Origin of the sequence: Streptomyces sp. NPDC056169, assembly GCF_042268445.1 — a bacterium.
Lineage (GTDB): Bacteria > Actinomycetota > Actinomycetes > Streptomycetales > Streptomycetaceae > Streptomyces.
Genome location: NZ_JBHJUO010000011.1, coordinates 166,337 through 192,126 on the forward strand (window position 1 = coordinate 166,337; position 25,790 = coordinate 192,126).

Below are 25,790 nucleotides of genomic sequence, written 5' to 3' on the forward strand. Positions count from 1 at the left end.
TCGAAGTGCCTGGAGCGCCTGGAGCGCCTGGAGCCGGTGCGCCGGGCGCCGGGGCCTCCCAGGGCGCCGGAGCGCCGAAGCCCCCGCCCGTATCCCCACTGCCGGCGCCGGTGCCCGCTCCGCTGCCGGTGCCGTTACTGGCGCCGTTCTGGCCGCCGGGCGTGCCCTGCGGCGGTCTGTTTAACGATCCGTCCCCCGGAATCCGGTCGGACGGCTCGGGACGTGCGTCGTTCGGTTCTTCCCCCACCACGGTTCCCCTCGTGGGTCCATGCGCGGTGACACCCCACCGTCGCCTCTTTCCACCTACCCTTCACCGTCCACGCACACGCGTCCACGGTTTCCCGAACCCGGTGACCAAGCTGCGACCTACCCGCTACCGGCATTCGCCCCGCGAAGGGCCTAAAGTCGCGGAGTGCCGTACGACCACCGGAAGACCGCCCCCCGTACCCTCGCCCTCGCGCTGGCCCTCACCGGCTGCTGCGCCGCGCTCGCCGGCTGCGGTGCCTCCGAGGCCTCCGAGGCGTCGCCGACGGCCGGGAAGGGCGGGACGCAGACCCCGCCGCCCGCCCTCGCCTCCACGACCGGCCCCCCGAGCTCCGCCGGGCAGTCGAGCCGCACCCCGCTCCCGGCCTCCTCCGGGACGCCGGGGACCCGCTCCCTCGCCAGCCGGACCGTCGTCGTCGACCCCGGCCACAACCCCGGGAACTTCCGGCACTCCCGGGAGATCAACGCGAAGGTGAACATCGGCACGGGCCGCAAGGAGTGCGACACGACCGGCACCTCCACGAACGGCACGGCCACGGAGGCCGCCTACACGGAGGCCGCCTTCACCCTGGACGTCTCCCACCGGCTGCGGGACCTCCTCACCGCGCGCGGCGCGAAGGTGGTCCTCACCCACGACGCCGACCGCCCCTGGGGCCCCTGCATCGACGAGCGGGCCGAGACCGGCAACAAGGCCGGTGCCGACGCCGTCGTCTCCGTCCACGCGGACGGCTCGGCCGTCGGACACCGCGGCTTCCATGTGATCCTCCCGGCCCGGGTGAGCTCCGGCGCGGCGGACACGGCCCCGATCGTGGGCCCCTCCCGTGAACTCGGGGAGAACATCGCGGACCGCTTCGCGCGCGCGACGGGCACGGCCCCCTCCAACTACCTGGGGTCCGGTACGGGGTTGGACGTCCGCGACGATCTCGGCGGGCTGAATCTCTCAACCGTCCCCAAGGTCTTCGTCGAATGCGGCAATATGCGTGATCCCAAGGACGCCGCGCTGCTGACGTCGGCGGCCTGGCGGCAGAAGGCCGCCCAGGGCATCGCGGACGGCATCGCCACCTACCTCAACGGGTAGAACCGGCGAGCGATAGATTCGCTCCGTAATATGGGGCCGCCCCCGTGCCACGACCTTGAGCGCCACCCCGACGCGACGACGACGCGACGACGACCCGACGAAGGATTCTTACGTGAATATCCGCTCCCTCACCCGAGGCGATGGCGTGCTGATCGGAGCAGCGGTGGTGCTGTTCATCGCCTCGTTCCTGGGCGTCGCCGGCTGCGACGGCCCCGACGCGATCTGCGACCAGTACGAGACCCCCAACTCGTGGGAGGTGTCCTACCTCGGCTGGGGCACGTTCTTCCTCGGCATCGTCGGCGCCGCACTGATCGTCGTCTCCCGCGGGCTGCCGCAGCAGCGCAAGGTGGCCGGTCTGGAGCTTCCCCAGGTCGGTGCCGGCTTCACCATCGCGGCCGCCTGGTCCCTGCTCATGTGGATCTTCGAGGCGAACAACGCCGGTGCCGGTCTGATCCTCGGTCTGATCGCCGCGCTCGTGCTCGCCGGTGCCGCCGTCACCGGTCCGCTGGTGCCCGCCCTGAAGGCCCCGCTCGTGGGCGCGCCGCGTCCGCAGACCCCGCAGCCGTACGGCATGCAGCCCGGCCAGCCGGGTCAGCCGGGCGTCCCCGGCGGCTACGGCTACCCGGGTGCGCAGCAGCAGTTCGGCACCCCGCAGGACCCGTCGCAGGGTGCGGGCCAGCCGTTCGGCGCGCAGGCGGCCCCGCAGCAGCACGCCCCGCAGCCGCACGCCCCGCAGCAGCCGGAGCCGCAGGCCGCGCAGGCCCCGGCCCCGCAGCCGCAGGCCTCGGCGCAGCCGGGTGCGGACTTCACGCCGTTCTGGTTCGCGGTGCCGGTCGCCCGCCAGCTGTACGCGGAGGACGGCTCGCAGGCGCCGATCGCCGAACTGGCCCCCGGTACCTGGTACCTGGCGGTCGAGCAGCGCGGTCCGGCCCTGGTGGCCCAGACCCAGGACGGCCGCCGCGGTGTCCTCCAGGACACGACGGGCATCCAGCGCGGCTGACACCGCGCGCGCACCACGTAGCACTCGACGGCCCCTCGTCCGGAATCCCTTCCGGGCGGGGGGCCGTTGGCGTACAGTCCCGGGAAACTGACCTGACGGACCGTCAGAAAGGTGGCTCGTCGTGCGCCTCGGACTCGCCCTCGGCTACTGGGGCCGCGGCCCCTCCCCCGGCCACCTCGACCTCGCCCGCGAGGCCGAGCGGCTCGGGTACGACTCCGTGTGGACGGCGGAGGCCTGGGGCTCCGACGCGTTCACCGCGCTGACCTGGATCGCCGCGCACACCTCCCGCATCAGGCTCGGGACGGCCGTCGCGCAGATGGCCGCGCGCACCCCGACCGCGACCGCGATGCACGCGCTCACGCTCGACCACCTCTCCGGCGGGCGCGTGATGCTCGGACTCGGCCTGTCCGGACCGCAGGTCGTCGAGGGCTGGTACGGCCGCCCCTTCCCCCGCTCCCCGCTGACCGCGACCCGCGAGTACGTGGACGTGATCCGCCAGGTGCTGCGCCGGGAGGGGCCCGTCGCGCTCGACGGCCGCTTCCACGCGCACCCGTACGCGGGCGAGGACGGCACCGGGCTCGGCAAGGCGCTCAAGCCGATCACCCACCCCCTCCGCGCCGACCTCCCGATCCTCCTCGGCGCCGAGGGCCCCAAGAACATCGCCCAGACCCTCGCGATCGCCGACGGCTGGCTGCCCCTCTACTGGTCCCCGGACCGCTGGGCCGAGGTGTACGCGCTCCCCGAGAAGCTCCCCGAGGGCTTCACCGTCGCCCCGATGGTCCGCGCGCAGCTCTGCGAGGACGTGGCCGCCGGGCTGCTGCCCGTCAAGGCGATGCTCGGCTTCTACATCGGCGGCATGGGGCACGCCGCCCGGAACTTCCACGCCGACCTCATGGGGCGGATGGGGTACGCGAAGGAGGCCGGCCGCATCCAGGAGCTGTTCGCGGCGGGGCGGCGCGAGGAGGCGGTGCTCGCCGTGCCGGACGCCTTCGCCGACGAGATCTCGCTCGTCGGCCCCCGGAAGCGGATCGCCGCGCGTCTCGACACATGGCGGCGGGGCCCGGTGACGGACCTGCTGGCCACCTCACCGGACCCCGCCACACTCCGCGTGCTCGCGGAGCTCAACTCCTAGTATTACCCGCCGAGTTGCGAGGCGCTCGGCACCTTCTCGACCACCACGGCACCGGCGCTCTTGCCGGCGTCCTTGACGCTGTTGATCACGGACTCGAAGGCGCCGATGTCCGCGGCGCCCACCTCACCCTTGCGGAGCTTCGTGCCGAGCTCCTTGAGCGACTCGATCCCCGCGGAGAGCGGCGCGACCGCCTTCGAGAGCAGCGGGTCGCCCTTGGCGTTCTCGACCGCCGCCTTGAGCCGGTTGTACGTGAACGCGCCCGCGAGCCCGGCCTTCACGAGGGCGAAGGTCCGCCCGTCCGCGCCCTTCGCGAACTTGCCCGCGCGATACGGCTTCACGATCCACTGGTACGTGGCACCCGCGGCGAGACCCGCGTTGGCCACGAACCGGGTCTTGGCCAGCTTCTGCTTCTCGAAGGTGCTCGTACTCGTCGGGGTCGCGGCACCGCTCGCGCTCTGCTCGTCGTCGCCGTTGCAGGCGGCGGTGGTCATGAGCAGGACGCAGGACAGCAACAGCGCCACGACACCGCGCGAAGGACTTCTGGGCACGACGGAACCTCCCTGGGGCTTGTGGCGCCAGCCTCACCCCGCCCCCGCACGCCCGCCACCGGGACGGCTCCGTACGGGTCCGTACCCCGCGTACGGACGTCCCTGGGCGACCCCGGGCGTCCCTAGGCGTCCCCGGACGTCCCCGGGCGTCCCTGAGATGCCGCCATCCCTGGTCCTGCCGCCGACGGGCGTCCGATAGTGATGCCGCCTGTTCGGCTTCACAGACTGGGGAATCTCATGAACAAGTCTCTGGCCACGCTCGCGGCTGCCGGAGTCGCCGCCGCGTCGCTGCTCGCCTTCGCCCCCACGGCCTCGGCCGCCGGGTGCGTGACCTCCGGGATCACGACGGGCTTCGACGGCCCGGGCACGGTGGCGTACAAGGCCGCCGGCCCCTGCAACGACGTGAACCTGACCTACGCCTACTCGGCCAGCTGGACCGGCCCCATCCCCTACGCCGGCTACTACAAGAACGCCTCCGGTACGTGGGTCCAGGCCTCGGCCGGCTGGATCAAGGTGAAGAACGGCGCGTACGCGGTCGACCAGATCGTCCTGATCTCCGACCTCATCCCCGGCACACCGTTCAGCGTCGGCACCTTCCTCCAGGGCGGCGAATGGACCGTGGTCACCCACTGATCACGACGGGGGCCCGCCGGGCGAGGCAGGCCCCCGCTCCCCCCGTCGCCGAACCCGAGGAAGCAGCATCAGCCATGTCCCGCCCCGCCCGTCCCACACGTCGCACCCACCGCCGCGGCGCCGCCGCGCTGTGTGCCGTCCTGCTCCCCCTCGTCGGCGCATGCGCGAGCGGCCCGGACACGGCCGCCCCTCACCAGCGGTCCGCCGATGCGCCCGCCACATCCACGACGTCCGCCACCGTCTCGTACGGCATGCCGGCGGACGTCACCGCCATGGTGCTGCCGACGACGGGAGAGGCCGGCCGGCAGGCGCAGGGCCTGGACGCCTTCGGCGCGCTGGCAGCCGCCTGGGCCGTCGACGGCTGTGCGCGCCGACAAGGCGAAACCGTGCCGGACTCCCCTCCCCCGATGTTCACCCGGTACTCCGACCTGCCCGACCTGGACTTCCTGCGGGAGTACGGCTTCGGCGGGAACACCCGGGTTCCCGGTGCGCCACACGTGGCACCGGCCCAGGCGGACGCGGCTGCCACGCCGAGCCCAGCCCTTCGGCGGTGTCTGACCGAGGGAGGTTCCGTGATCCAGGAACTCCGGCAGATCTACGGCCCGTTGCGGTCAGGGTGGTTCACGGAGATGGACTCGGTCAACCGGGCGCCCGAGGCGCAGCGGGCCTGGCGCGGCTTCGGGGAGTGCCTCGCCGGGCAGGGGGTGGACACCAAGGACGAAGCGGCCTTCTTCGCCCTCGCCGACCGGACCATGCAGGCCGCCGACACCGCCGGCAGCCGCCGGCTCGGGGGCTTCTACGCGACCTGCATGAAGCCCGTGGAGGCCGCGCGGGAGCCGCTGCGCGAGCGGGCGGCCAGGAGGTTCCTGGCCGCCAACTCCGCCGACATCGCCCGCTTGCGCACCGAACTCCCGAAGAAGGTCGGCGAGTTGGAGAAGCGCTACCGGATCCGGATCTCGTTCCCGAAGATCTGAGCCGCCCGGCCCGCGGCCCGGACGGCTCCGTGCGCGTCAGGCCCCGCAGCAGTCCGGTTCGAGGCCCTTCGGGAGGCGTTCGCCGCCGAAGACGGCGACGGTGGCCTCCTCGCCGCCGAGGGCCGCCACCGCGAGCAGCAGGGACCCGGCGGTCCAACTGGTCTGCTCCTCGGGCCACATGGCCTTGTCGCTCTCCGTGTCGCCCTCGAAGACGTACCCCGTCCAGTACATGCCGTTCGCGGCCCGCAGGTGCTGGATGTCCTGGAGGATCGTGAGGGCCCGGTCGGACTCCCCCATCGCCCAGAGGGCGAGGGCGAGTTCGCAGCTCTCGCCGCCGGTGACCCACGGGTTGGGGATCACGCACCGCACGCCGAGGCCGGGCACGACGAACGCGTCCCAGTCGGCGTCGATGCGGGCCAGGGCTTCTGGCCCGGTGACCGCGCCGCCGAGGACCGGGTAGTACCAGTCCATCGAGTAGCGGGACTTGTCGAGGAAGCGCTCGGGGTGCCGGCGGATCGCATGGCCGAGCGCACCCGCCGCCAGCTCCCAGTCGGGCTGCGGCTCCTCGCGGGCCTCGGCGATGGCGAGGGCGCAGCGCAGCGCCTGGTGGACGGAGGACGAGCCGGTGAGGAGCGCGTCGTTCACCGGCGTGCCGTCGGCCTCGCGCTTCCAGCCGATCTGGCCGCCGGGCCGCTGGAGCCCGAGGACGAACTCGACGGCCGCGAAGACGACGGGCCACATCCGGTCGAGGAAGGCGTCGTCGCCGGTGGCGAGGTAGTGGTGCCAGACGCCGACCGCGATGTACGCGACGAAGTTGGACTCCCGGCTCCGGTCGCTGACGTCGTCCGGGTCGCCGTCGTGGTAGGCCGCGTACCAGGAGCCGTCCGCGTTCTGGTGGCGGGCGAGCCACGCGTAGGCGCGGTCCGCGGCGGCGTGCTCGCCGGCCGCGTCGAGGGCCATGGCCGCCTCGGTGTGGTCCCACGGGTCGAGGTGGTGGCCCCGGAACCACGGTATGGCCCCGTCCTCGCGCTGGACGGCGAGTATCCCGGTGACCGTCTCGGCGGCCTGCTCGGCGGTGAGCACCCCGGGCAGGACGAGGTGCTCCGCGATCCGCTCGGGACTCGTCACTTGGCCGCGTCCGAGGAGTCCGCCTTCGGCAGGTGGGGCTTGGTCGCGTACGCCACGAAGCTCTTGCCGACGACCGGGTTGAGCAGCTGCTCGGTGACCCGGGTCAGGGCGGGCTTCTTCATGATGTCCCAGACCAGGAGCTTGTGGTAGGCGCGGACCGGCAGGGCCTTGTCGTTGTCGACGCCGAAGGCGCACTTCAGCCACCAGTACGGCGCGTGCAGGGCGTGCGCGTGGTGGGTGCCGTACGGCTTGAGGCCGGCCTGCCGGATCTTGCCGAGGAGCTCGTCGGCCTTGTAGATGCGGATGTGGCCGCCCTCGACCTCGTGGTACGCGTCGGAGAGCGCCCAGCAGATCTTCTCGGGGCCGTAGCGGGGGACGGTGATCGCGATCCGGCCGCCCGGCTTGAGGACGCGGACCATCTCGGCGAGCACGCCCTTGTCGTCCGGGATGTGCTCCATGACCTCGGAGATGATCACGACGTCGAAGGAGTCGTCGGGGAAGGGGAGGTTGAGGGCGTCGCCCTCCATCGCGGTGGCGGTCGCCCCGGCGGGGGCCTCCCCGGCCTCCTTCATCGCCGCGAACCACTTGGCGACCTCGCGGATCTCGTCGCCGTTCTGGTCGAGCGCCACGACCTGGGCGCCGCGCCGGTAGCACTCGAAGGCGTGCCGGCCCGCACCACAGCCCAGGTCGAGCACGCGGTCGCCGGGGGCGAGCGGGAAGCGGGTGAAGTCGACGGTCAGCACGAGGGCCTGCCTTCGCGGTCGGGACGGGGGCGGTGCGGGTGCATGTGGTGCGGATGCGTGAGGTGCGGGTGCACGTGGTGCGGATGTCGCGTGGGCGGGGCGGTCACCGGCGGACGCCCTGCCGGGCGCCCTGTCCGGCCACGGCGTCGCGGTAGAGGTCGGCCGTCCCCTGCGCCGCGCGGGCCCAGGTGAAGCGCTCCAGGACCCGGGCCCGACCCGCCGCACCGAGGCGGGCGCGGAGCTCCGCGTCGCCGAGGACCCGCCCGAGCGCTGCCGCCAGCGCCCCCGCGTCGCCCGGCGGCACCGCGAGGCAGGTCTCGCCGTCGGCTCCCGCGACCTCGGGGATCGCTCCGCCGGTGGTGGCGACGAGCGGCGTCCCGGTGGCCATGGCCTCGGCGGCGGGCAACGAGAAGCCCTCGTACAGCGAGGGCACGCAGGAGACCTGGGCGGAGCGCACGAGGTCGACGAGCTCGGCGTCGCTGATGCCCTTGACGAACTCGACGGCGCCCCCGAGCCCGTACCGCTCGATGGCCTGGGCGACGGGGCCGTCCTCGGCGCGCTTGCCGACGACGACGAGGTGGGCGTCCGGGTTCTCGGTGCGGAGCTTGGCGAGCGCCTCGATCAGGTGGATCAGGCCCTTGAGGGGGACGTCGGCGCTGGAGGTGGTGACGATCCGGCCGGGGACCTCGGCGACGGCCGGGTCCGGGGACCAGAGCGTGGTGTCGGCGCCGATGTGGACGACCCGGATGCGGTCCTCGCGTACGCCGAGGTGCTCGACGATCTCCTGGCGGGAGGTGCCGGAGACGGTGAGGACGGACGGCATCCGGCGCGCGACCCGCTTCTGCATGCGGGTGAAGGCGTACCAGCGGCGGACGGAGGCGCGGCGCTTCCAGTCGGCTGCGGCGTCGAGTTCGAGCTGCCGGTCGACGGTGATGGGGTGGTGGATCGTGGTGACGAGCGGCGCGCCCAGGGCTCGGGGGCCGCCGAGGAGGCCGTAGCCGAGGGTCTGGTTGTCGTGGACGACGTCGAAGTCGCCGCGGCGGGCGGCGAGCATGCGCCGGGCCCGCAGGGAGAAGGTGAGCGGCTCGGGGAAGCCGCCGGTCCACATGGTGGCGACTTCGAGGCCGTCGATCCAGTCCCGGTACTCGTCGCGCTTCGGCGTCCGGAAGGGGTCCGGCGAGCGGTAGAGGTCGAGGCTGGCGATCTCGGTGAGCGGCACGCCGTCGTCGAGCGTCGGGTACGGCTGGGAGCCGATGACCTCGACGTGGTGGCCGAGGCGGGCCAGCTCACGGGAGAGATGGCGGACGTAGACGCCCTGGCCGCCGCAGAACGGGTTCCCCTTGTACGTGAGGAGAGCGATCCGCAAGGGACCGGCACCGTCCGCGGTGACGCCCTGTCGGGGGCTTGCCGGGCTTGCCTCTATGGCTTCCGCGGTCATGCGCGACCCCCTTCGAGCGTGTTTCGCCGGAGCGTAACCGCTCGCGCTAATCTAGAACAAGTTACAGACTTGATCGTTCTCGATCTTCTTGCATGATCTTCTTGAGCGTTCAAGGAGGACAGAATCTACCGGCAGGTAGCTCCGTGGTGAGAGCCGGAACAGGTGATTCGCGCCACGACGGCCGGACCGCGATACTGTCGCTCCCCACCTCCGCTCCCACCGCACGGAACGGGACCTCATGACCGCAGACAACAGAGCGGACCTCAGCCCCTCGGCACCGGCCCTCACGGAGCGCCAGGAGGCGCGGCGCCGTCGCATCCTGGACGCCAGCGCCCAGCTCGCGGCGCGGGGCGGCTTCGACGCCGTACAGATGCGTGAGGTCGCCGAGGCGGCCGGGGTGGCCCTCGGCACGCTGTACCGCTACTTCCCGTCCAAGATCCACCTGCTGGTCGCGACGATGCAGGACCAGCTCCAGCACATGCACACCACGCTGCGGAAGCGGCCGCCCGCGGGCACGGACCCGGCGGAGCGGGTCGCGGAGACCCTCATGCGGGCCTTCCGGGCACTCCAGCGGGAACCGCAGCTCGCCGACGCGATGGTGCGGGCGCTGACCTTCGCGGACCGGGGGGTGAGCCCCGAGGTCGACACGGTCTCGCGGCTGACGACCGCGATCATCCTGGACGCGATGGGGGCGGAGCACCCGAGCCCGGAGCAGCTGTCGGCGGTGCGGGTGATCGAGCACACCTGGCACTCGGCGCTGATCACCTGGCTGTCCGGGCGCGCCTCGATCGCGCAGGTGAAGATCGACATCGAGACGGTCTGCCGACTGATCGACCTGACGGCGCCGACACCGGGCCAGGCTGCGCGCTGAGACGTCCGGCTCACGCCGGATCGTGAGGCGCGCCGAGGTCCCGCCCTCGCCGCTGCTCACACCGCCGCTCACGCCGCCGCCCGCACCGCCCGCGCCCCCGGCGTTCCCGCACGGGGGCACGAGCCGCACAAGGTCAGGACTTGGCCTTGGCGTTCTCCTCGGCGATGGCCGCCGCGCACTCCGGGCCGCTGTCGACGGCGACGAACATGACCAGCTTCAGCGGGCCCTGGGAGTGGTTGCTGGCCTGGAGCTGCCAGCTGCTCTTCTTCAGGGACTTGATGACCGAGCCGCCCTGACCGGAGCTGCGCTCCTCCGTCCAGCCGCCCTTGGTCAGGGTCGCCACGGTGTCCGTGTAGGACTTCGCCGGGTCGGCGGCCTTCTCGGCGTCGGCCGTCCAGCTGACCATGCAGTCCTTGACCTCGGCCGGCACCTGCTCGCCCGAGGCGTCCTGCGTGAAGCCGGCCCCCGTCGCCGCGTCGGTCAGCTCCTTGGTGACCGCGGCCCCGTCGAGCCGCTCGCCGCCCGAACCGCCCGAGCCGCCCGTCGCCGCCGAGCCGGCCGAGGACGAACCCGCGGACGACGAACCGCCCTTGTCCGCACCGCCCTCGCTGCCACAACCCGCGACCAGCAGCACCACACCGGCGGCCGCGGCCACCCACTTCGCCTTGCGCACAACACTCCCAAAGACGTGCGCACGAAGGCCCCTTGCCCCCGTGACCAAGGGCCTAGTTTTGCACAAGGGAACGACAACGGGCCGTGATGCGCCAGCCGTTCCCGTCGAGCGTCCGGTCCTGCCGCTTCCCGGCCGGCCCTCCAGCCGCCGCGCCTCCGTGGCCCCGTCCGACGCCGTGCCGAGGGAGTGTCGCACGGGGGCCGGGCCCCCCGTCACCGGAGGAATAGGGGGACGGGGGACGGGCCCCCGTCCCCCTATTCCTCGGGCGGGAACACCGGCTCCCCTCCGTCCGCGAGGGCGATCAGGATGGCCTCCACCGGGCAGCCCTCGGCCGCCGCGAGCAGCGTCTCCCCCGCGTCCACCTCCGGTTCCACCGGATGGGACTGGCGGGCCGTGTCGAGACGGAAGGCGGCCGGGGCGTGGTTGACGCACATGCCGGAGCCGATGCAGACGCTCCGGTCGACCTCGACGTGCCAGCGGTCGCCCATCACTCCGCCGCCGGGGACTCGTAGCCGCCGGGCAGGTGGATCATCTTGTGCTCCAGGTACTCGCCGAAGCCCTCGGGGCCGAACTCCCGTCCCAGACCGGAGTTCTTGTAGCCGCCGAAGGGGCCGAGCATGTCCAGGCTGAAGGTGTTGACGTTGAACGTGCCCGTCCGCACGCCCCGTGCGAAGTCGATGCCGTGCTCCACGTCGCCGGTCCAGACGCTGCCGCTGAGGCCGAAGTCGGAGTCGTTCGCGATCCGGAGGGCCTCGGCCTCGTCCCCGTACGGCAGGAGGCAGATGACGGGGCCGAAGATCTCCTCGCGGGCGATCCGCATGGAGTTGTCGACGCCGCCGAAGAGCGTCGGCTCGACGTACCAGCCGCGGTCGAGGGAGGCCGGGCGCCCGCCGCCCGCGAGGACCTTGGCGCCCTCGGCCTGGCCGATGCCGATGTAGTCGAGGGAGCGCTGCTGCTGGCGCCGGGCGACGAGCGGGCCGACCTGGGTGGCCGGGTCGAGCGGGTCGCCGACGACGAGCGCGCCGGCCGCCGCGGCGAAGGCCTCGGCGATCTCCTCGTAGCGGGAGCGCGGGGCGAGGATACGGGTCTGGGCCACACAGGCCTGACCGTTGTTCATCCAGGCGGCGGGGACGATCCCGGCGACGGCGGTGTCCAGGTCCGCGTCGGGCAGGATCACGGCGGCCGACTTCCCGCCGAGCTCCAGGGTGACGCGGGTGAGGTTGCGGGAGGCGACCTCCATGACCCGCTTGCCGGCCGCGACCGAGCCGGTGAAGGAGACCTTGTCGACGCCGGGGTGGCCGACGAGGTACTCGCTGACCTCGCGGTCGGCGGGCAGGATGCTGAGCACGCCCTCGGGCAGCCCGGCCTCGGTGGCGATCTCGGCGAGGATGTACGAGTCGAGGGGCGACTCCGGCGAGGGCTTGAGGACCACCGTGCAGCCGGTGAGCAGCGCGGGCCCCAGCTTGGCGGCGGCGGTGAACTGCGGCACGTTCCACGGGATGACGGCCGCGACCACGCCCACCGGCTCGCGCCGGACGAGCAGCGGGCCGAGGACACCGCCGCGCCGCTCCTCGTACGCGAAGTCCCGGGCGACGGTGATCGCCGCGTCCCAGACCATCATCGCGCCGAGCGCCTGGGCGAGGACGGACCAGGAGTACGGGGAGCCGTTCTGCGAGCTGATGGACCGGGCGATCTCCTCGTAACGGACGGCGATCGCGTCCTTGATGCGGGTCACGACCGCGATCCGCTCCTCGACCGCCATCCGCGGCCAGGGCCCCTCGTCGAAGGCCCGGCGGGCGGCGGCGACGGCCCGGTCGACATCGGCCGCGGAGGCGTGCGGGACGCGCCCGATGACCTCCTCGGTGTGCGGCGAGATCACCTCGATGACCGCATCGCCGAGCGGATCGGTCAACTCCCCGCCGATGAACAGCTTTCCGTGCTCCACAAGCTCGGTCATGACCGCGGCCTCCCGAGGAGATGAAATTCTCTGACGATGCCTCAGAACTGATACCAGTTCTAGTTATAGTGAGCAATGCAGCGGACGAAATAGGTCCCCACCAGCCACTTTGCTGCCGGTGGGGGCCATCGTCATGCCGCCTGGGCCGCCTCTGGGCCGTCAGCCGCCCCGCTGACCCTCCGATACATGTCGTCGACGGCCGTCCGGGTGCGGCTCTCACTGCTCGGCATCAGGCGCGTGTACACCCGGAGCGTGAACCCAGGGTCCACGCGCCCGAGGTAGCCAGCGCGACGGACGACCCGATGGTGGTACATCAGCTTGCGCGCGAGGCGGGGGCAGACGTTCTGGCCGCCGTCGCGGCGGCGCTCACGGCGGCGGAGGTCAGAGCAGGCAGTGTCGCCGACGCGCCGACTGTCGGCGCCGTTGACGCCCTGAAAGCGGCACGTGCATCAGGGCGGCGTGTCGCTGTCGTGAGCAACAACTCCGCCGAGTGCGTGCACGCCTACCTGTCAACGCAGGGGCTTTCGGATGCCGTCGAAGTGGTGGCGGGTCGGCCGGCCCTACGGCCGGATCTCATGAAGCCGTCACCACACCCCCTACTCGAAGCCGCGGCGATCCTCGGCGTGGCACCGGATCGGACCGCGCTAGTGGGTGACTCCGTCAGCGACACCGAGGCCGCCAGAGCAGCGGCTGCAAACAGCATCGGCTTCGCCAACAAACCGGGCAAGACCGAAGCGCTCGCCGTAGCCTGCGCCGTCATCGCGGACACGGGTGCGCTTGCTCGGGCTCCGACTGCGCTGCCAGGCGGTCGCTGAACTCGTCCCGGCGGGAAGGAGGCGGCTCAACTCAATTCACCTGCCGGGTCAAGTACGTCAGCCTGGATACGATCCCCTTATGCCGAGTCCGCCCACGAAGCAGACTGTCGCCATGCAAATAACCGAGGCAGTTACTCGGATTTCTTCCACCATCGACTGCTGGAGACCCCAGAGGCTTTAGGCTCGCCCTTCTCTTTCTGCTTCTTTAGGTGCTTCCGCGCAGATTTCAACCTCCACCAGGCTTCTGGAGACGCACCGTCCTCGTTCTCTGGATTCGCTGCCCGCTCAAGGTAGGGAATAGCCTCCTCGTATCTCTCTAGACCAAAGAGTACGATCCCGAGCTTCTCGTTTGCGACACCAACTCCACCCTCAGTCGATTTTCGGAGCCATGAAATAGCACTCTCATATTCTTCCGTTTGATCGAGTTTGCGGCGCGTGGCCCCCTGCGCAAACTCAGCCCGCATGAGGATTCTGGAAGCCACCTTGTAGCAGGATTGAGGATCCCCCACCTCGGCAAGTCGCTGAGTCCAAGCTGTGGCGTTGTTAGCCCTCTTGGTTACCTCATATAGCAGCACCAGGAGTTTGCCAGCCTCGATGTTGCCAGCCTCAGCTGCCGTCAACAGCGGAAACTCGGCCTCCTGAAAGTCTCGGGCCTCGAGCTTCATCCGGCCATAGCGGTAGCATGTCTCAGGGTCCGCGCCAGCCAAAGCACCGCCGCCATAGAAGTACTGCGTCACCTCATTACTCTGGGTCCCCTGACCTAGGTTGAAGACGACGGACTCGCCGTTCGCGTTTACTGACTGCGTAATACCCTCCTCCGGGCCTTCGCCACTCATGCGCCGGGTACCGAGTTGTGCTGAGTTCCGGATCCGAGATTGAAGACGATTCCGCCGCTGGTCCGAACATGCTGCTCCACGCGGTACCTCTGCTCTGCAGATTTATCGCCTTCGAATTCTGCCAACATTGTACGAATTTCATCAAGGAGCATGGGGTTCTGCGTCAGGGCTCGTCGGAACCTGCTCCGCCACTCGGCCATGACCTCGTTCCGCGTCTCCTCGCCGCCTTCTGCGCCGAGGAGACGCTGACGCGATTCTTCAAGCTCCTCCGCGACGTCGGACGCGTCCTCGGAGCGTCGCGACAGGATGCCGGTGAACCGATCTCTGACGCTGCCCCACAAGTCCCCCATCATCGCGCCCACAAGAGCTTGGGCGGCTGGAGCCGCCCATTGCGCGATCTCAAGCTCGCTCACTTCGACCCCTCGTACCGTGAAGCACCCCCGAAAGGGGACTGCTTGACCGAATGCTGGGCGCATTCTAGGAGGAGACCGCTCCAGCGGACAGGCGGTGGCTGGTTCTGGCTGATCGACCTTCCATACCGGATCGCCGCCCCCTCCACGAGCCCGTGCGGGCAAGCCCAGCGCGACTGGGCCGATGGCCAACAAGGCCCGCCGCCGCAGGGGTTGAGACGGCAGACGCCTCGAACTGCTGCCCGAAGGGCCTTCGCCTCTCATCGGCAGGCAGCTGCCACCCGATCGATGGCCACTCTGAAACTCCCCGGCGAGTCACCGCGCCCCACGTCACCCCTCACCAAGTGAGCGAAGCTCATCCCGCTACAGGGCCGCCGACTCCGCAGTCCTCATGCAACGCCAACTTCAGCAAGACGTGATCCACAAACAAACCTCAGCCGTGCGCGCCACATGCGACTCGGTGTCGACGCACCCACATGTCGGGCTGCCCCTGGGCCGTGCGAGGCGGCCCGGCAGCGACCAGCAACGACCAATGACGACGGCGTGATCCCAGGTCAGGAACAGGGCAATGACGGTGCGACGCAAGCCACTCTGACGGATCGTCAGTTCTAGTTATGATGGACAACAGAACGAGCAGCAGTACCGGCAAGGTCGAGCAAGCTCCGCAAGGTCTTGGAGAGATGAGGGCACATGACCCAGGTGACCGAGCACGGCGGAGGCGTCTGGTCCTTGCGGGTGCCCATCCCGGACAATCCGCTCGGCCACACCCTCGTGCACGTCGTCGATACCGACCGCGGTCCCGTCCTCGTCGACACCGGCTGGGACGACCCGGACTCCTGGGCCGAACTCACCGGCGGACTCGACGCGTTGGGGCTCTCCGTCCAGGAGATCCACGGGGTCGTCATCACCCACCACCACCCCGACCACCACGGTCTCTCCGGCCGCGTCCGCGAGGAGTCCGGGGCCTGGATCGCGATGCACGCCGCCGACACCGCCGTCGTCCGCCGCACCCGCGAGGCCGAACCCGGCACCTGGCTCGACTACATGGTCCAGAAGCTGACCGCCGTCGGCGCCCCCGAGGAACACGTCGCCCCGCTGCGGGCCGCCCGGGCCGCCGGCCACCTGCGGACCCTTCCCGGCCTGCGCTCCGCCGTCCCCGACCGCGAGATCGTCCCCGGCGAGCTCCTCGACCTCGCCGGCCGGCGGCTGCGCGCGATCTGGACGCCCGGCCACACCCCGGGCCACGTCTGCCTCCACCTGGAGGAGGAGCACCCCGCCGGGCTGCCGGGCCACGGCCGGCTCTTCTCCGGCGACCACCTGCTGCCCGGGATCTCCCCGCACATCGGGCTGTACGAGCACCCGGGCGACGCCCACGAGACCGACCCCCTCGGCGACTACCTCGACTCGCTCGAACGCATCGGCCGCCTCGGCGTCGCCGAGGTCCTCCCCGCCCACCAGTACGCGTTCGCCGACGCCGCCGGCCGGGTCGACGAGCTCCTCGCCCACCACGAGGAACGGCTCACCGGGCTCCTCGCCCTCCTCGCCACCCCGCTCACCCCCTGGCAGCTCGCCGAGCGGATGGAGTGGAACCGGCCCTGGGCGGAGATCCCCCACGGCTCCCGGAACATCGCCGTCAGCGAGGCCGAGGCCCACGTCCGCCGCCTGGTGAAACTGGGCCGCGCGGAGGCGACGGGGGACACGGACCCCGTCACGTACGTCGCGGTGTGAGGCGCCTCGCCCCGAAGTCGCCCGGCGGGTGCGAGCCGGTGTGAGGCGGTGTGAGGCGCCTCGCACCCCCGGGGCGGCGGGCGTACGGGCCGGTAGAGTGAGCGGGTCGTCATCATGCCCGTACGGGGGGAAGCCGGTGCGAATCCGGCACTGACCCGCAACCGTGAGCCGCCCCGTCCAAGGGCGGCGAGTCGGAATGCCCCGCCCGGGACGTGACCGCCGGCACCGTCGAGGAATACGGAGCCGGAGCCTGGTGCCCCTGAGGCGTGCCGGTGCCCGGCCGCAGGAGAGGGCCCCATGAACACCGTCCGCCGCGGCGCCGCCGCGCTCGCCGCCGCAGCAGTCGTACTCGGCACCGGAGCGGCCCTTCCGGCCGCCGCCGCGCCGTCTCCGTCCGCATCCGCCTCCGCCTCCGCCGATACGGCCTCCCCGTCGGCATCCGCATCCGGCGGCACCGCCTCCAGCGGTCTGTACGGCACGACGGACCCGACGTACGACGGTGTGTGGCGCCAGTCGCTCGCCTTCCTCGCCCAGCGCGGCACCGGCTATCAGCCCGCCGACCAGGCCGTGGACTGGCTCCTCGGCCAGCAGTGCGCCGACGGTTCCTTCAGCTCCTACCGCGCCGACACGACGCAGCCCTGCGACGCGAAGACGATGCGGGACACCAACGCCACCGCCCTCGCCGTCCAGGCGCTCGGCGCCGTCCGCCGCCAGGCCGCCGAACCGGAGAAGGTCAACACGGCCGTCACCGCCGGCGCCGACTGGCTGCGGTCCGTGCAGAACAAGGACGGCGGCTGGAGCTACACCCCCGGCGGCCCCAGCGACGCCAACTCCACCTCGGTGATCGTCGGCGCCCTCGCCGCGGTCGGCGTCAAGCCCGGCTCCTTCACCTCCCCCGAGGGCCGCACCCCCTACGACACGCTCCTCACCTTCGCCGTGCCCTGCTCCGACAAGGCCGGCGCCGGCGCGTTCGCGTACCAGCCCGACAAGACCGGCAAGCTGCTCGCCAACGCGGACGCCACCGCCGCGGCCACCCTCGCCGGGCTCGGCAAGAGCATCGTCTCCACCAAGGCCTCCCCGGACCAGGCCCCGACCTGCCAGGACCTGACGAAGCCGACCATCGAGCGGGCCGCCCTCAACGGCGCCTCCTACCTGACGAAGGCCCTCGCGAAGACCGGCCACCTCACCGCCCCGCCGATGCCCGGCTCCACCGACACGACGGAGAAGCCGGACATCGGCAACACCGCCGACGCGGTCGTGGCGCTCGCCGCCGCCGGTGCCGCCAAGGAAGCCCAGCCCGCGCTGGAATGGCTGGAGAAGAACTCCGCCGCCTGGGCGAAGGAGAGCGGCCCCGCCGCCTACGCGCAGCTGATCCTGGCCGCCCGCGCGACGGAGACCGACCCCCGCGAGTTCGGCACGACCGACCTGGTCGAGCAGCTCAACGCCCTGGGCCCCGCGCCCAAGAGCCCGGACACCTCCGCCGCCGCCACGAGCGACGACGAGGAATCCGGCTTCGACATCTGGTGGATCATCGGCATCGGCATGGTCGTCGGCGTCGGCATCGGCTTCCTCGTGAGCGGCCGCAAGAAGTGACGACCGCCATCACCGGACGTACGGCCCGGATCGCGGGCGCCGCGGCCGGGGCGCTCCTGACGCTCACCGCCGTCGCGGCGGCCCCGGCGCAGGCCGCCGGGTACCGCTACTGGTCGTTCTGGGAGAGCGACGGCGGGACGTCCTGGACCTACGCCACCCAGGGCCCGGCGACCGCCCGCCCCGCCGACGGCGACGCGATCGGCTTCCGCTTCGCGATCAGCCAGGGCACGAGCGACACGTCCAAGCCCTCCGCCGCCCCCGACTTCGCGGAGATCTGCGCGGGCGTGGAGAAGGAGGACGGCAGCAAGCGGATCGCGGTCGTCGTCGACTCCGGCGGCCCGAAGGACGCCCCGACCGGCGAGAAGCTCCCGGCGAAGCGGGTCGAGGTCGGCTGCGCGCAGGTCCGCGAGGACGCGACGGCCGCGGAGGCCCTGGCCGAGGTGGCGAAGCCGCTGCGGTACGACGGCGCGGCGATGCTGTGCGGGATCGCCGGGTATCCGGCGCGGGGCTGTGGCGAGCAGGTCGCGGAGAACGGTGAGAACACGGGAAGCGGAGAGCAGTCGGCGGCGCCGACCTCCACTCCCGCTGTCTCCGCTTCCTCCTCCGCCTCCGCCTCCGACGAGGGGAACGGCAGCCCGTCGATCGGCGTGCTCGCCGGCGGGGCGGCCGTGCTCGCCCTCGGCGGCGCCGCGATCTGGAAGGCCCGCCGTCGCGGATGAGCCCCACCCGTAGCAGCAGCAACAAGAACGACAACAGGAACACCAGCAGCAGGTTCACGGCCCCGGTGGCGAACCGGTCGAACGCCCTCCACGCCGGAGCCTGGTGGCTGTGGGCGCTCGGCCTGGCCGTCGCCGCCTCGCGCACGACCAACCCGCTGCTGCTCGGCCTGCTCGTCGGGGTCGCCGGGTACGTCGTGGCGGCCCGCCGCACGGACGCGCCCTGGGCGCGCTCGTACGGGGCGTTCGTGAAGCTCGGCCTGTTCGTCGTCTTCCTGCGGGTGGTCTTCTCGCTGCTGCTCGGCTCCCCCATCCCGGGGACCCACGTCCTGTTCACGCTGCCCGAGGTGCCGCTGCCCGAGTGGGTGCAAGGGGTACGGATCGGGGGCCGGGTCACCGCCGAGCAGCTGGTCTTCGCCCTCTACGACGGGGCGAAGCTGGCGACCCTGCTGATCTGCGTGGGCGCGGCGAACGCGCTGGCCAACCCGGCGCGGCTGCTGAAGTCGCTGCCGGGGGCCCTGTACGAGGCCGGGGTCGCCGTCGTCGTGGCGATGACCTTCGCGCCGAACATGGTCGCCGACGTGGTGCGCCTGCGGACCGCCCGCCGCCTCCGGGGCCGCCCCACGGGCGGGGTCCGGGCGGTGCTCCAGATCGGTCTTCCGGTGCTCGAAGGCGCGCTGGAGCGGTCGATCGCGGTGGCGGCCTCGATGGACGCGCGGGGTTACGGCCGGACGGCCCAGGTCCCCGCGTCCGTACGCCGTACGACGAACGCGCTGACCCTGGGCGGGCTGCTCGGGGTCTGCGCCGGTTCGTACGGGCTGCTCGCGGCGGAGGGCGCCGGGTACGGGCTGCCGCTGCTCGCCGCGGGGCTCCTCGCGGCCATGGCGGGGCTCCGGCTGGGCGGGCTGCGGACCGTACGGACCCGGTACCGGCCCGACCGCTGGGGCGTGCGGGCCTGGCTGGTCGCGGGCTCCGGGGTGGCGGTCGCGGTCCTGATGATCTGGGCGAACGCGTACGCACCGGAGGCGCTGCACCCCGGGGTCGTCCCCCTGGAGGCGCCGGAGCTGCCGCTGTGGCCGGCCGTGTCGATCCTGGTGGGCCTGGTCCCGGCGTTCGTGGCCCCCGTACCGCAGGAGTCCGTACCGCGGGAGTCCGTCCCCCGGGACACCGTCGCCAAGGAGAGCTCGTGATCCGCTTCGAGAACGTCTCGGTGAGGTACGAGGAGGGTGCCGAGCCCACCCTGCGGGACGTGAACCTCACCGTCCCCGAGGGGGAGCTCGTCCTGCTCGTCGGCCCGTCCGGCGTCGGCAAGTCGACCCTCCTCGGCGCGGTCTCCGGCCTCGTCCCGCACTTCACGGGCGGCACCCTGACCGGCCGGGTGACCGTCGACGGCCGGGACACCCGCGCGCATCCGCCGCGCGAGCTGGCGGACGTGGTGGGCACGGTCGGGCAGGACCCGTCGGCACACTTCGTGACGGACACGGTCGAGGACGAGCTCGCGTACGGGATGGAGTCCCTGGGGCTCGCCCCGGCCGTCATGCGGCGCCGGGTCGAGGAGACCCTCGACCTCCTGGGCCTCGCGGAACTCCGCGACCGCCCGATCGCCACGCTCTCCGGCGGGCAGCGGCAGCGCGTCGCGATCGGCTCGGTCCTGACGCCGCACCCCAAGGTCCTCGTCCTCGACGAGCCGACCTCGGCGCTGGATCCGTCGGCGGCGGAGGATGTCCTGGCGGTGCTCCAGCGCCTGGTCCACGACCTGGGCACGACGGTCCTCCTGGCGGAGCACCGCCTGGAGCGGGTCGTCCAGTACGCGGACCAGGTCATCCTCCTGCCGGACGGCGTCATGGGCCCGCCGGCCGAGATCATGGCGGCCTCACCGGTCCACCCGCCGGTGGTGGCGCTGGGCCGCCTGGCGGGCTGGGACCCGCTGCCGCTGACGGTGCGGGACGCGCGGCGGAGGTCGGGCGAGCTGAAGGAGCGGTTGGCGGGCCGGCTGGAAGGGCGGGACCCTGCGGGGCTGCTCCCCCACCCCGCCCCTTCCCGAAACCGGGGCTCCGCCCCGGACCCCGGTCCTCAGACTCCGGACGGGCTGGATCACTCAGGCGCGAGCGCGGCTCCGCCGCAGGGGGATTTTCCGGCCCCCACAGCGCCTTCCCGGCGGGGAGCCGTTTCAGCCCCGCCGGCGTTTGAGGCGCGGGGGTCCGGGGGCGGCGCCCCCGGTTTCGGGAAGGGGCGGGGTGGGGGAATCCTCCCGTTCCTACGCCGCCGCAACCGCACGACCGACCCGGCCACCGGCCCGGCCACCGACCCCACCCTCACCACACCCGCCACTCCCACCACTCCCCTCCTCCTCGCGGACGCGCTCGGCGTGCGGCGCGGCCGCGTCGAAGCCCTCCGCAGGGTGGACCTCCAGGTCCGGGCCGGTGAGACCGTCGCGCTCATGGGGCGGAACGGCGCGGGCAAGTCCACCTTCCTCTCCACCGTCGTCGGCATGATCCCGCCGACCTCCGGCACGGTCCACGTCGCCGGCCGCACCCCCCACACCACCGCCCCCCGCGAGCTGATCCGCCAGGTCGGCCTCGTCCCGCAGGAGCCGAGGGATCTGCTGTACGCGGACACCGTCGCCGCCGAGTGCGCGGCGGCCGACGCGGACGCGGGCGCGGCGCCCGGGACCTGCCGGGACCTGGTCTCCGAGCTGCTGCCGGGCGTCGCGGACGACACCCACCCCCGGGACCTCTCCGAGGGGCAGCGGCTCGCGCTCGCGCTGGCCGTGGTCCTGACCGGCCGCCCGCCCCTCCTCCTGCTCGACGAGCCGACGCGCGGTCTGGACTACGCGGCCAAGGCCCGGCTGGTCGCGCATCTGCGCGCGCTCGCGGCGGACGGTCACGCGATCGTGCTGGCCACGCACGACGTGGAGCTCGCGGCGGAGCTGGCGCACCGGGTGGTGATCATCGCGGACGGCGAGGTGGTCGCCGACGGCCCGACGGCCGAGGTCGTCGTGTCGTCCCCCGCGTTCTCCCCGCAGGTCGCCAAGATCCTCGCGCCGCAGCCCTGGCTCACGGTCGAACAGGTGGAGGCGGCGCTGTGAAGCACTCCGGCACCGGCACCGGCACCCGCCCCGTCCGGCTCGGCCCGCGCTCGATCACCGCGCTCGCCCTGGTCTCCTTCATCGGGATCGTCGGCATCTGCTGGCCGCTCTTCGCGGACGCGTCCTCGGCCGTCACCACGCACTCGGCGGATGCGCCGTGGCTCTTCGCCGCTCTGCTGCCGCTGCTGATCGCGGTCGTGATCGCGACGATCTCCGACTGCGGGATGGACGCCAAGGCGATCGCGATGCTGGGCGTGCTCGCCGCCGTGGGGGCCGCGCTCCGCCCGCTGGGGGCGGGGACGGCCGGCCTGGAGCCGATGTTCTTCCTGATGGTGCTGAGTGGCCGGGTCCTCGGGCCGGGCTTCGGTTTCGTCCTCGGCTCGGTGACGATGTTCGCGTCCGCGCTGCTCACGGGCGGGGTGGGCCCCTGGATGCCGACGCAGATGCTCGCGATGGGCTGGTTCACGATGGGGGCCGGGCTGCTGCCGGCTCCTGAGCGGCTCCGGGGCCGGGGTGAGCGGCTGATGCTCGCCGCGTACGGCTTCGTGGCGGCGTTCGCGTACGGCACGATCACCAATCTCTACGGCTGGGTGACGATCGGTGGCGCAGAGGTAGCGGCGGGCGACGGAAGCGGTGGAATCTACTTCGTGCCCGGCGATTCGACCCACGAGAACCTGGTCCGCTTCCTCGCCTACGTCGTCGCGACCTCCCTCGGCTGGGACCTCGGCCGCGCCGCCCTCACCGTCGTCCTCACCCTCACCATCGGATCCACGCTCCTGAAGGCCCTCCGACGTGCCACACGAAGGGCGAACTTCGAGGCCCAGGTCACATTCGAAGGCCTGGAAAAGGCCGCTGCGGGTGAGCCGCCCCACAGGACCTACGTCACGTACGAGCGGAAATAGTAGCCAGGCGTACCCGCCCAAATCGCCCCACAGCAGGGCATGACCTGCGGAAATCCCCCACACCCACCCCGCACTCACCCCCCGGGACCTTCCGCCCGGGTCCGAACCTTCCTCGTACAAGGGGTCGTTGCGTCGGCGCTCCGGCCCTGGTTCTGTAGAGGACGTCGCCAGGCAGCCGGTGTTCATCACGGCGCTTCGGACGGCCGGTTCCCCCCAGTTCCCGGGTCTCCCGGGCTCTGGTTCCGGCATGCCGAAATCGCCCGGCGCGGCCCTTGTTCCCGACGTTAGGTAGATACGTTGTTCCGCTCGCTCACCACTCGTGCCTCTGCCCGCAACAAGAAGATCGCCGCCACCGCAGCCGTGCTGCTGGGTGCGTCGGGTGCGGTGCTCGGCACGACCGGCTCGGCTTCGGCCGCCAGCCCGCAGGAGCTCGCTCGCGACATCGTCCCCTCCTCGCAGTACGCGTCCTTCAGCAAGATCGTCGAGCACGAGTCGCACTGGAACCACACCGCGACCAACTCGTCCAGCGGCGCGTACGGCCTGGTCCAGGCCCTCCCGGCCTCGAAGATGTCCTCGGCCGGTTCCGACTGGAAGACCAACCCGGCCACGCAGATCAAGTGGGGCCTGAACTACATGAACGAGCGCTACGGCTCCCCGAACGCCGCCTGGGCGTTCTGGCAGGCCAACGGCTGGTACTAAGAGTCCCTGCCGCCGCACAGCGCACCCGCAAGGCCCCGCCCTCCTCACGGAGGGGCGGGGCCTGCGGCGTTTTCGGCTCTGGATTTTTAGTAGACCGGTCGTCTAGTGTTCGGGGCACCGGCGGGCGCCGCACCCGGAAGACCCCGCCGCGACCGACCCCGGAGGCCACCCCATGTCCGCACCCGCACCCGCGCCCACGCCCAGACCCACACCCACTCCCCTCCCGCCCGGCCGGTTCGGCGAGCTCGTCGGCATCGCGCTCCCGATCGTGCAGGGACCCTTCGGCGGCGGCCTGTCCTCCGTCGAGCTCGCCGCGACGGTGTCCGAAGGCGGCGGCCTCGGCTCGTACGGGGCCCACATCCACACCCCGGAGGAGATCACCGCCCTGGTGGCCCGGCTCCGCGCGGCCACCGACCGCCCGTTCGCGGTGAACCTCTGGGTGCCGCAGGAGGGCGAGGCGCGCGGGCTCCCGGCGGCCGCGCCGGCCGAGCACGCCGCCCCGGCCGAGCACGCCGAGCACATCGCACCGGCGGAGCACGCCGAGCTCGCCGAGCACGTCGAGCGGCTGCGGCCGTACTACGAGGAGCTCGGCGTACGGGCTCCGAGCGCCGAGGACGTACGGGCCCGGCCGGACTTCGACGAGCAGCTCGACGCCCTGTTCGCCGCGGCCCCGCCCGTGATCAGCCTGGTCATGGGCCTGCCGCCGCGCCGCCTCGTCACCGAGGCCCGGCGGCGCGGGATCGTCGTGGTGGGCACGGCGACCACGGTCGACGAGGCCGTGGCCCTGGAGAAGGCCGGGGTGGACGCGGTCGTCGCGTCCGGCAGCGACGCCGGCGGGCACCGGGGCGCTTTTCTCCGGCCGGTACGGGAGTCCCTGGTCGGCACCTTCTCGCTCGTCCCGCAGGTGGCGGACGCGGTGTCCGTCCCCGTCGTCGCGGCGGGCGGGATCGCCGACGGGTGCGGGATCGCCGCAGCGCTCGCGCTCGGCGCGGACGCGGTCCAGATCGGCACGGGCTTCCTCGCCGCCCGCGAGTCCGGGGCGAGCGAGGCGCACCGGCGGACCCTCGGCACCCCGGAGTCGCGGACGACCGTACTGACCCGGCTCTTCTCCGGGCGTACGGCGCGGGGCATCCCGAACGGCTTCGTCCGGGACATGGCGGCCCACGAGGAGCTCGTCCCCCCGTACCCCGTGCAGAACGCGCTGATGGCGCCGATCCGCCGGGCCGCCGCCGAGCAGGGCCGGCCCGAGTACGTGAACCTCTGGGCCGGCCAGGCCGCCGCGCTCGCGCAGGAGTCGCCCTCGGCCGCCGCGTACCTCTCCGCGCTCGTGGAACAGACGGTCAGAGCCGCTGGATGATCGTCCCGGTGGCGACCGCGCCGCCCGCGCACATGGTGATGAGCGCGAACTCCTTGTCGGTGCGCTCCAGTTCGTGCAGGGCGGTGGTGATGAGCCGCGCTCCGGTCGCGCCGACGGGGTGGCCGATGGCGATGGCGCCGCCGTTGACGTTGACCTTCTCCAGGTCCTGGTCGAAGACCTGCGCCCAGCTCAACACCACCGACGCGAAGGCCTCGTTGATCTCGACGAGGTCGATGTCCTTCAGGCTCATCCCGGCCTTGCCGAGGACCGCGCGGGTCGCGTCGATCGGCCCGTCGAGGTGGTAGTGCGGGTCGGCGCCGACGAGGGCCTGGGCGACGATCCGGGCGCGCGGACGGAGCTTGAGGGCCCGGGCCATGCGCTTGGAGGCCCACATGATCGCGGAGGCGCCGTCGGAGATCTGGGAGGAGTTCCCGGCGGTGTGGACGGCGGTCGGCATGACGGGCTTGAGCCGCCCGAGGCCCTCCATGGTGGTGTCGCGGAGGCCCTCGTCGCGGTCGACGAGCCGCCACATGCCCTGGCCCGCGGCCTGTTCGGCCTCGGTGGTGGGGACCTGGACGGCGAAGGTCTCGCGCTTGTACCGCTCCTCGGCCCAGGCGACGGCGGCCCGTTCCTGGGAGAGGAGGCCGAGGGAGTCGACGCGCTCGCGGGTGAGGCCGCGGCGGCGGGCGATGCGCTCGGCGGCCTCGAACTGGTTGGGCAGGTCGACGTTCCACTCGTCGGGGAACGGCTTGCCGGGGCCGTGCTTGGAGCCGGAGCCGAGCGGGACGCGGGACATGGCCTCGACGCCGCAGCTGATCCCGATGTCGATGACGCCGGCCGCGACCATGTTGGCGACCATGTGGCTGGCCTGCTGCGAGGAGCCGCACTGACAGTCCACCGTCGTGGCGGCCGTCTCGTAGGGCAGCCCCATGGTGAGCCAGGCGGTGCGCGCCGGGTTCATGGACTGCTCGCCGGCGTGGGTGACCGTACCGCCGACGATCTGTTCGACGCAGTCGGCGTGGATGCCGGTGCGGCCGAGGAGTTCACGGTAGGTCTCGCCCAGGAGGTAGGCGGGATGGAGGTTGGCGAGCGCGCCTCCGCGCTTGCCGATGGGGGTGCGTACGGCTTCGACGATGACGGGTTCCGCGGCCATGAGCTCGTCCTCTCCTCGACCGGTCGGGGTGTCCCGGCACCTCGTCCGGTCGGC

General features: G+C 72.3%; 25 protein-coding genes and 1 riboswitch. Of the genes, 15 read left to right on the forward strand and 10 right to left on the reverse strand.

Annotated features, from left to right (window positions below; translation table 11 throughout):
* The first annotated feature begins 412 nt into the window (after nt 1-412).
* From ACFC0G_RS19590 to ACFC0G_RS19600, 3 genes are all read left to right on the forward strand, one after another.
* Nucleotides 413-1,342 (forward strand): N-acetylmuramoyl-L-alanine amidase, encoded by a 930-nt coding sequence (locus ACFC0G_RS19590; protein WP_376404814.1) that lies wholly within the window; start codon nt 413-415, stop codon nt 1,340-1,342.
* 112 nt (nt 1,343-1,454) lie between these two features.
* Nucleotides 1,455-2,342, forward strand: coding sequence for a hypothetical protein (locus ACFC0G_RS19595; RefSeq protein ID WP_376404816.1), 888 nt, complete (start codon nt 1,455-1,457; stop codon nt 2,340-2,342).
* A gap of 121 nt (nt 2,343-2,463) precedes the next feature.
* Complete coding sequence (locus ACFC0G_RS19600) at nt 2,464-3,474, forward strand: LLM class F420-dependent oxidoreductase (protein ID WP_376404818.1); 1,011 nt, start codon at nt 2,464-2,466, stop codon at nt 3,472-3,474.
* 2 nt (nt 3,475-3,476) lie between these two features.
* On the opposite strand, the gene ACFC0G_RS19605 is transcribed toward ACFC0G_RS19600, so the two are convergent.
* Nucleotides 3,477-4,022 carry a hypothetical protein gene (locus ACFC0G_RS19605; protein WP_376404820.1) on the reverse strand — a complete coding sequence of 182 codons (546 nt, stop codon included), beginning with the start codon at nt 4,020-4,022 and terminating at the stop codon, nt 3,477-3,479.
* 237 nt (nt 4,023-4,259) lie between these two features.
* Between ACFC0G_RS19605 and ACFC0G_RS19610 the strand changes: the two genes are divergently transcribed.
* Entirely contained in the window at nt 4,260-4,655 is a 396-nt protein-coding gene (locus tag ACFC0G_RS19610) for a hypothetical protein (protein ID WP_376404822.1), read from the forward strand.
* Between the two features lie 74 nt (nt 4,656-4,729).
* Nucleotides 4,730-5,629, forward strand: coding sequence for a hypothetical protein (locus tag ACFC0G_RS19615; RefSeq protein WP_376404824.1), 900 nt, complete (start codon nt 4,730-4,732; stop codon nt 5,627-5,629).
* A 36-nt stretch (nt 5,630-5,665) separates the two neighbouring features.
* On the opposite strand, the gene ACFC0G_RS19620 is transcribed toward ACFC0G_RS19615, so the two are convergent.
* From ACFC0G_RS19620 to ACFC0G_RS19630, 3 genes are all read right to left on the reverse strand, one after another.
* Nucleotides 5,666-6,757, reverse strand: coding sequence for a prenyltransferase (locus tag ACFC0G_RS19620; RefSeq protein ID WP_376404827.1), 1,092 nt, complete (start codon nt 6,755-6,757; stop codon nt 5,666-5,668).
* Entirely contained in the window at nt 6,754-7,500 is a 747-nt protein-coding gene (locus tag ACFC0G_RS19625; protein WP_376404829.1) for a class I SAM-dependent methyltransferase, read from the reverse strand. The genes ACFC0G_RS19620 and ACFC0G_RS19625 overlap by 4 nt, the downstream gene beginning before the upstream one ends.
* A gap of 103 nt (nt 7,501-7,603) precedes the next feature.
* Entirely contained in the window at nt 7,604-8,938 is a 1,335-nt protein-coding gene (locus tag ACFC0G_RS19630; RefSeq protein ID WP_376404831.1) for a glycosyltransferase family 4 protein, read from the reverse strand.
* A gap of 238 nt (nt 8,939-9,176) precedes the next feature.
* Between ACFC0G_RS19630 and ACFC0G_RS19635 the strand changes: the two genes are divergently transcribed.
* Nucleotides 9,177-9,809, forward strand: a complete 633-nt coding sequence (locus ACFC0G_RS19635) for a TetR family transcriptional regulator (protein ID WP_376404833.1) — start codon at nt 9,177-9,179, stop codon at nt 9,807-9,809.
* 133 nt (nt 9,810-9,942) lie between these two features.
* Here the strand turns inward: ACFC0G_RS19635 and ACFC0G_RS19640 are convergent, their stop codons facing one another.
* From ACFC0G_RS19640 to ACFC0G_RS19650, 3 genes are all read right to left on the reverse strand, one after another.
* Complete coding sequence (locus tag ACFC0G_RS19640) at nt 9,943-10,482, reverse strand: hypothetical protein (protein ID WP_376404835.1); 540 nt, start codon at nt 10,480-10,482, stop codon at nt 9,943-9,945.
* A 254-nt stretch (nt 10,483-10,736) separates the two neighbouring features.
* Nucleotides 10,737-10,970, reverse strand: coding sequence for a ferredoxin (locus tag ACFC0G_RS19645; protein ID WP_376404837.1), 234 nt, complete (start codon nt 10,968-10,970; stop codon nt 10,737-10,739).
* Nucleotides 10,970-12,439: an aldehyde dehydrogenase gene (locus tag ACFC0G_RS19650; RefSeq protein ID WP_376404839.1), complete on the reverse strand. Its 1,470-nt coding sequence runs from the start codon at nt 12,437-12,439 to the stop codon at nt 10,970-10,972. Before ACFC0G_RS19650 ends, ACFC0G_RS19645 begins: the two co-directional genes overlap by 1 nt.
* A 302-nt stretch (nt 12,440-12,741) precedes the next feature.
* Here ACFC0G_RS19650 and ACFC0G_RS19655 point away from each other — a divergent pair, with 302 nt between their 5' ends.
* On the forward strand, nt 12,742-13,254 hold the full coding sequence (locus tag ACFC0G_RS19655; protein ID WP_376404841.1) for an HAD family hydrolase: 513 nt from the start codon (nt 12,742-12,744) through the stop codon (nt 13,252-13,254).
* 131 nt (nt 13,255-13,385) lie between these two features.
* Here the strand turns inward: ACFC0G_RS19655 and ACFC0G_RS19660 are convergent, their stop codons facing one another.
* Nucleotides 13,386-14,090, reverse strand: a complete 705-nt coding sequence (locus ACFC0G_RS19660) for a hypothetical protein (RefSeq protein ID WP_376404843.1) — start codon at nt 14,088-14,090, stop codon at nt 13,386-13,388.
* Nucleotides 14,087-14,503, reverse strand: a complete 417-nt coding sequence (locus ACFC0G_RS19665; protein WP_376404845.1) for a hypothetical protein — start codon at nt 14,501-14,503, stop codon at nt 14,087-14,089. The genes ACFC0G_RS19660 and ACFC0G_RS19665 overlap by 4 nt, the downstream gene beginning before the upstream one ends.
* Nucleotides 14,504-15,190: 687 nt before the next feature.
* On the opposite strand from ACFC0G_RS19665, the gene ACFC0G_RS19670 reads away from it, so the two are divergent.
* The 8 genes from ACFC0G_RS19670 to ACFC0G_RS19705 all read left to right on the forward strand — a co-directional run bounded on the left by ACFC0G_RS19670 (nt 15,191) and on the right by ACFC0G_RS19705 (nt 24,583).
* Entirely contained in the window at nt 15,191-16,228 is a 1,038-nt protein-coding gene (locus ACFC0G_RS19670) for an MBL fold metallo-hydrolase (protein ID WP_376404847.1), read from the forward strand.
* 126 nt (nt 16,229-16,354) lie between these two features.
* Nucleotides 16,355-16,430, forward strand: a riboswitch (cobalamin riboswitch).
* Nucleotides 16,431-16,525: 95 nt separating this feature from the next.
* The gene (locus ACFC0G_RS19675; RefSeq protein ID WP_376404849.1) at nt 16,526-17,821 is read left to right on the forward strand and encodes a prenyltransferase/squalene oxidase repeat-containing protein; all 1,296 of its coding nucleotides are present in this window, start codon (nt 16,526-16,528) and stop codon (nt 17,819-17,821) included.
* Nucleotides 17,818-18,540: an SCO2322 family protein gene (locus tag ACFC0G_RS19680; RefSeq protein WP_376404851.1), complete on the forward strand. Its 723-nt coding sequence runs from the start codon at nt 17,818-17,820 to the stop codon at nt 18,538-18,540. The genes ACFC0G_RS19675 and ACFC0G_RS19680 overlap by 4 nt, the downstream gene beginning before the upstream one ends.
* A complete protein-coding gene (locus ACFC0G_RS19685; RefSeq protein WP_376404853.1) occupies nt 18,537-19,727 on the forward strand; it encodes an energy-coupling factor transporter transmembrane component T in 1,191 nt (396 codons plus the stop codon). Before ACFC0G_RS19680 ends, ACFC0G_RS19685 begins: the two co-directional genes overlap by 4 nt.
* Nucleotides 19,724-21,625: an ABC transporter ATP-binding protein gene (locus tag ACFC0G_RS19690; protein ID WP_376404855.1), complete on the forward strand. Its 1,902-nt coding sequence runs from the start codon at nt 19,724-19,726 to the stop codon at nt 21,623-21,625. Before ACFC0G_RS19685 ends, ACFC0G_RS19690 begins: the two co-directional genes overlap by 4 nt.
* On the forward strand, nt 21,622-22,527 hold the full coding sequence (locus tag ACFC0G_RS19695; RefSeq protein ID WP_376404857.1) for an ECF transporter S component: 906 nt from the start codon (nt 21,622-21,624) through the stop codon (nt 22,525-22,527). Before ACFC0G_RS19690 ends, ACFC0G_RS19695 begins: the two co-directional genes overlap by 4 nt.
* Nucleotides 22,528-22,824: 297 nt before the next feature.
* Nucleotides 22,825-23,226 (forward strand): transglycosylase SLT domain-containing protein, encoded by a 402-nt coding sequence (locus tag ACFC0G_RS19700; protein WP_376404859.1) that lies wholly within the window; start codon nt 22,825-22,827, stop codon nt 23,224-23,226.
* 172 nt (nt 23,227-23,398) lie between these two features.
* Entirely contained in the window at nt 23,399-24,583 is a 1,185-nt protein-coding gene (locus ACFC0G_RS19705; protein WP_376404861.1) for an NAD(P)H-dependent flavin oxidoreductase, read from the forward strand.
* Here ACFC0G_RS19705 and ACFC0G_RS19710 read toward each other — a convergent pair.
* Nucleotides 24,567-25,736, reverse strand: coding sequence for a steroid 3-ketoacyl-CoA thiolase (locus ACFC0G_RS19710; protein WP_376404863.1), 1,170 nt, complete (start codon nt 25,734-25,736; stop codon nt 24,567-24,569). The genes ACFC0G_RS19705 and ACFC0G_RS19710 overlap by 17 nt on opposite strands.
* Between the last annotated feature and the right edge of the window lie 54 nt (nt 25,737-25,790).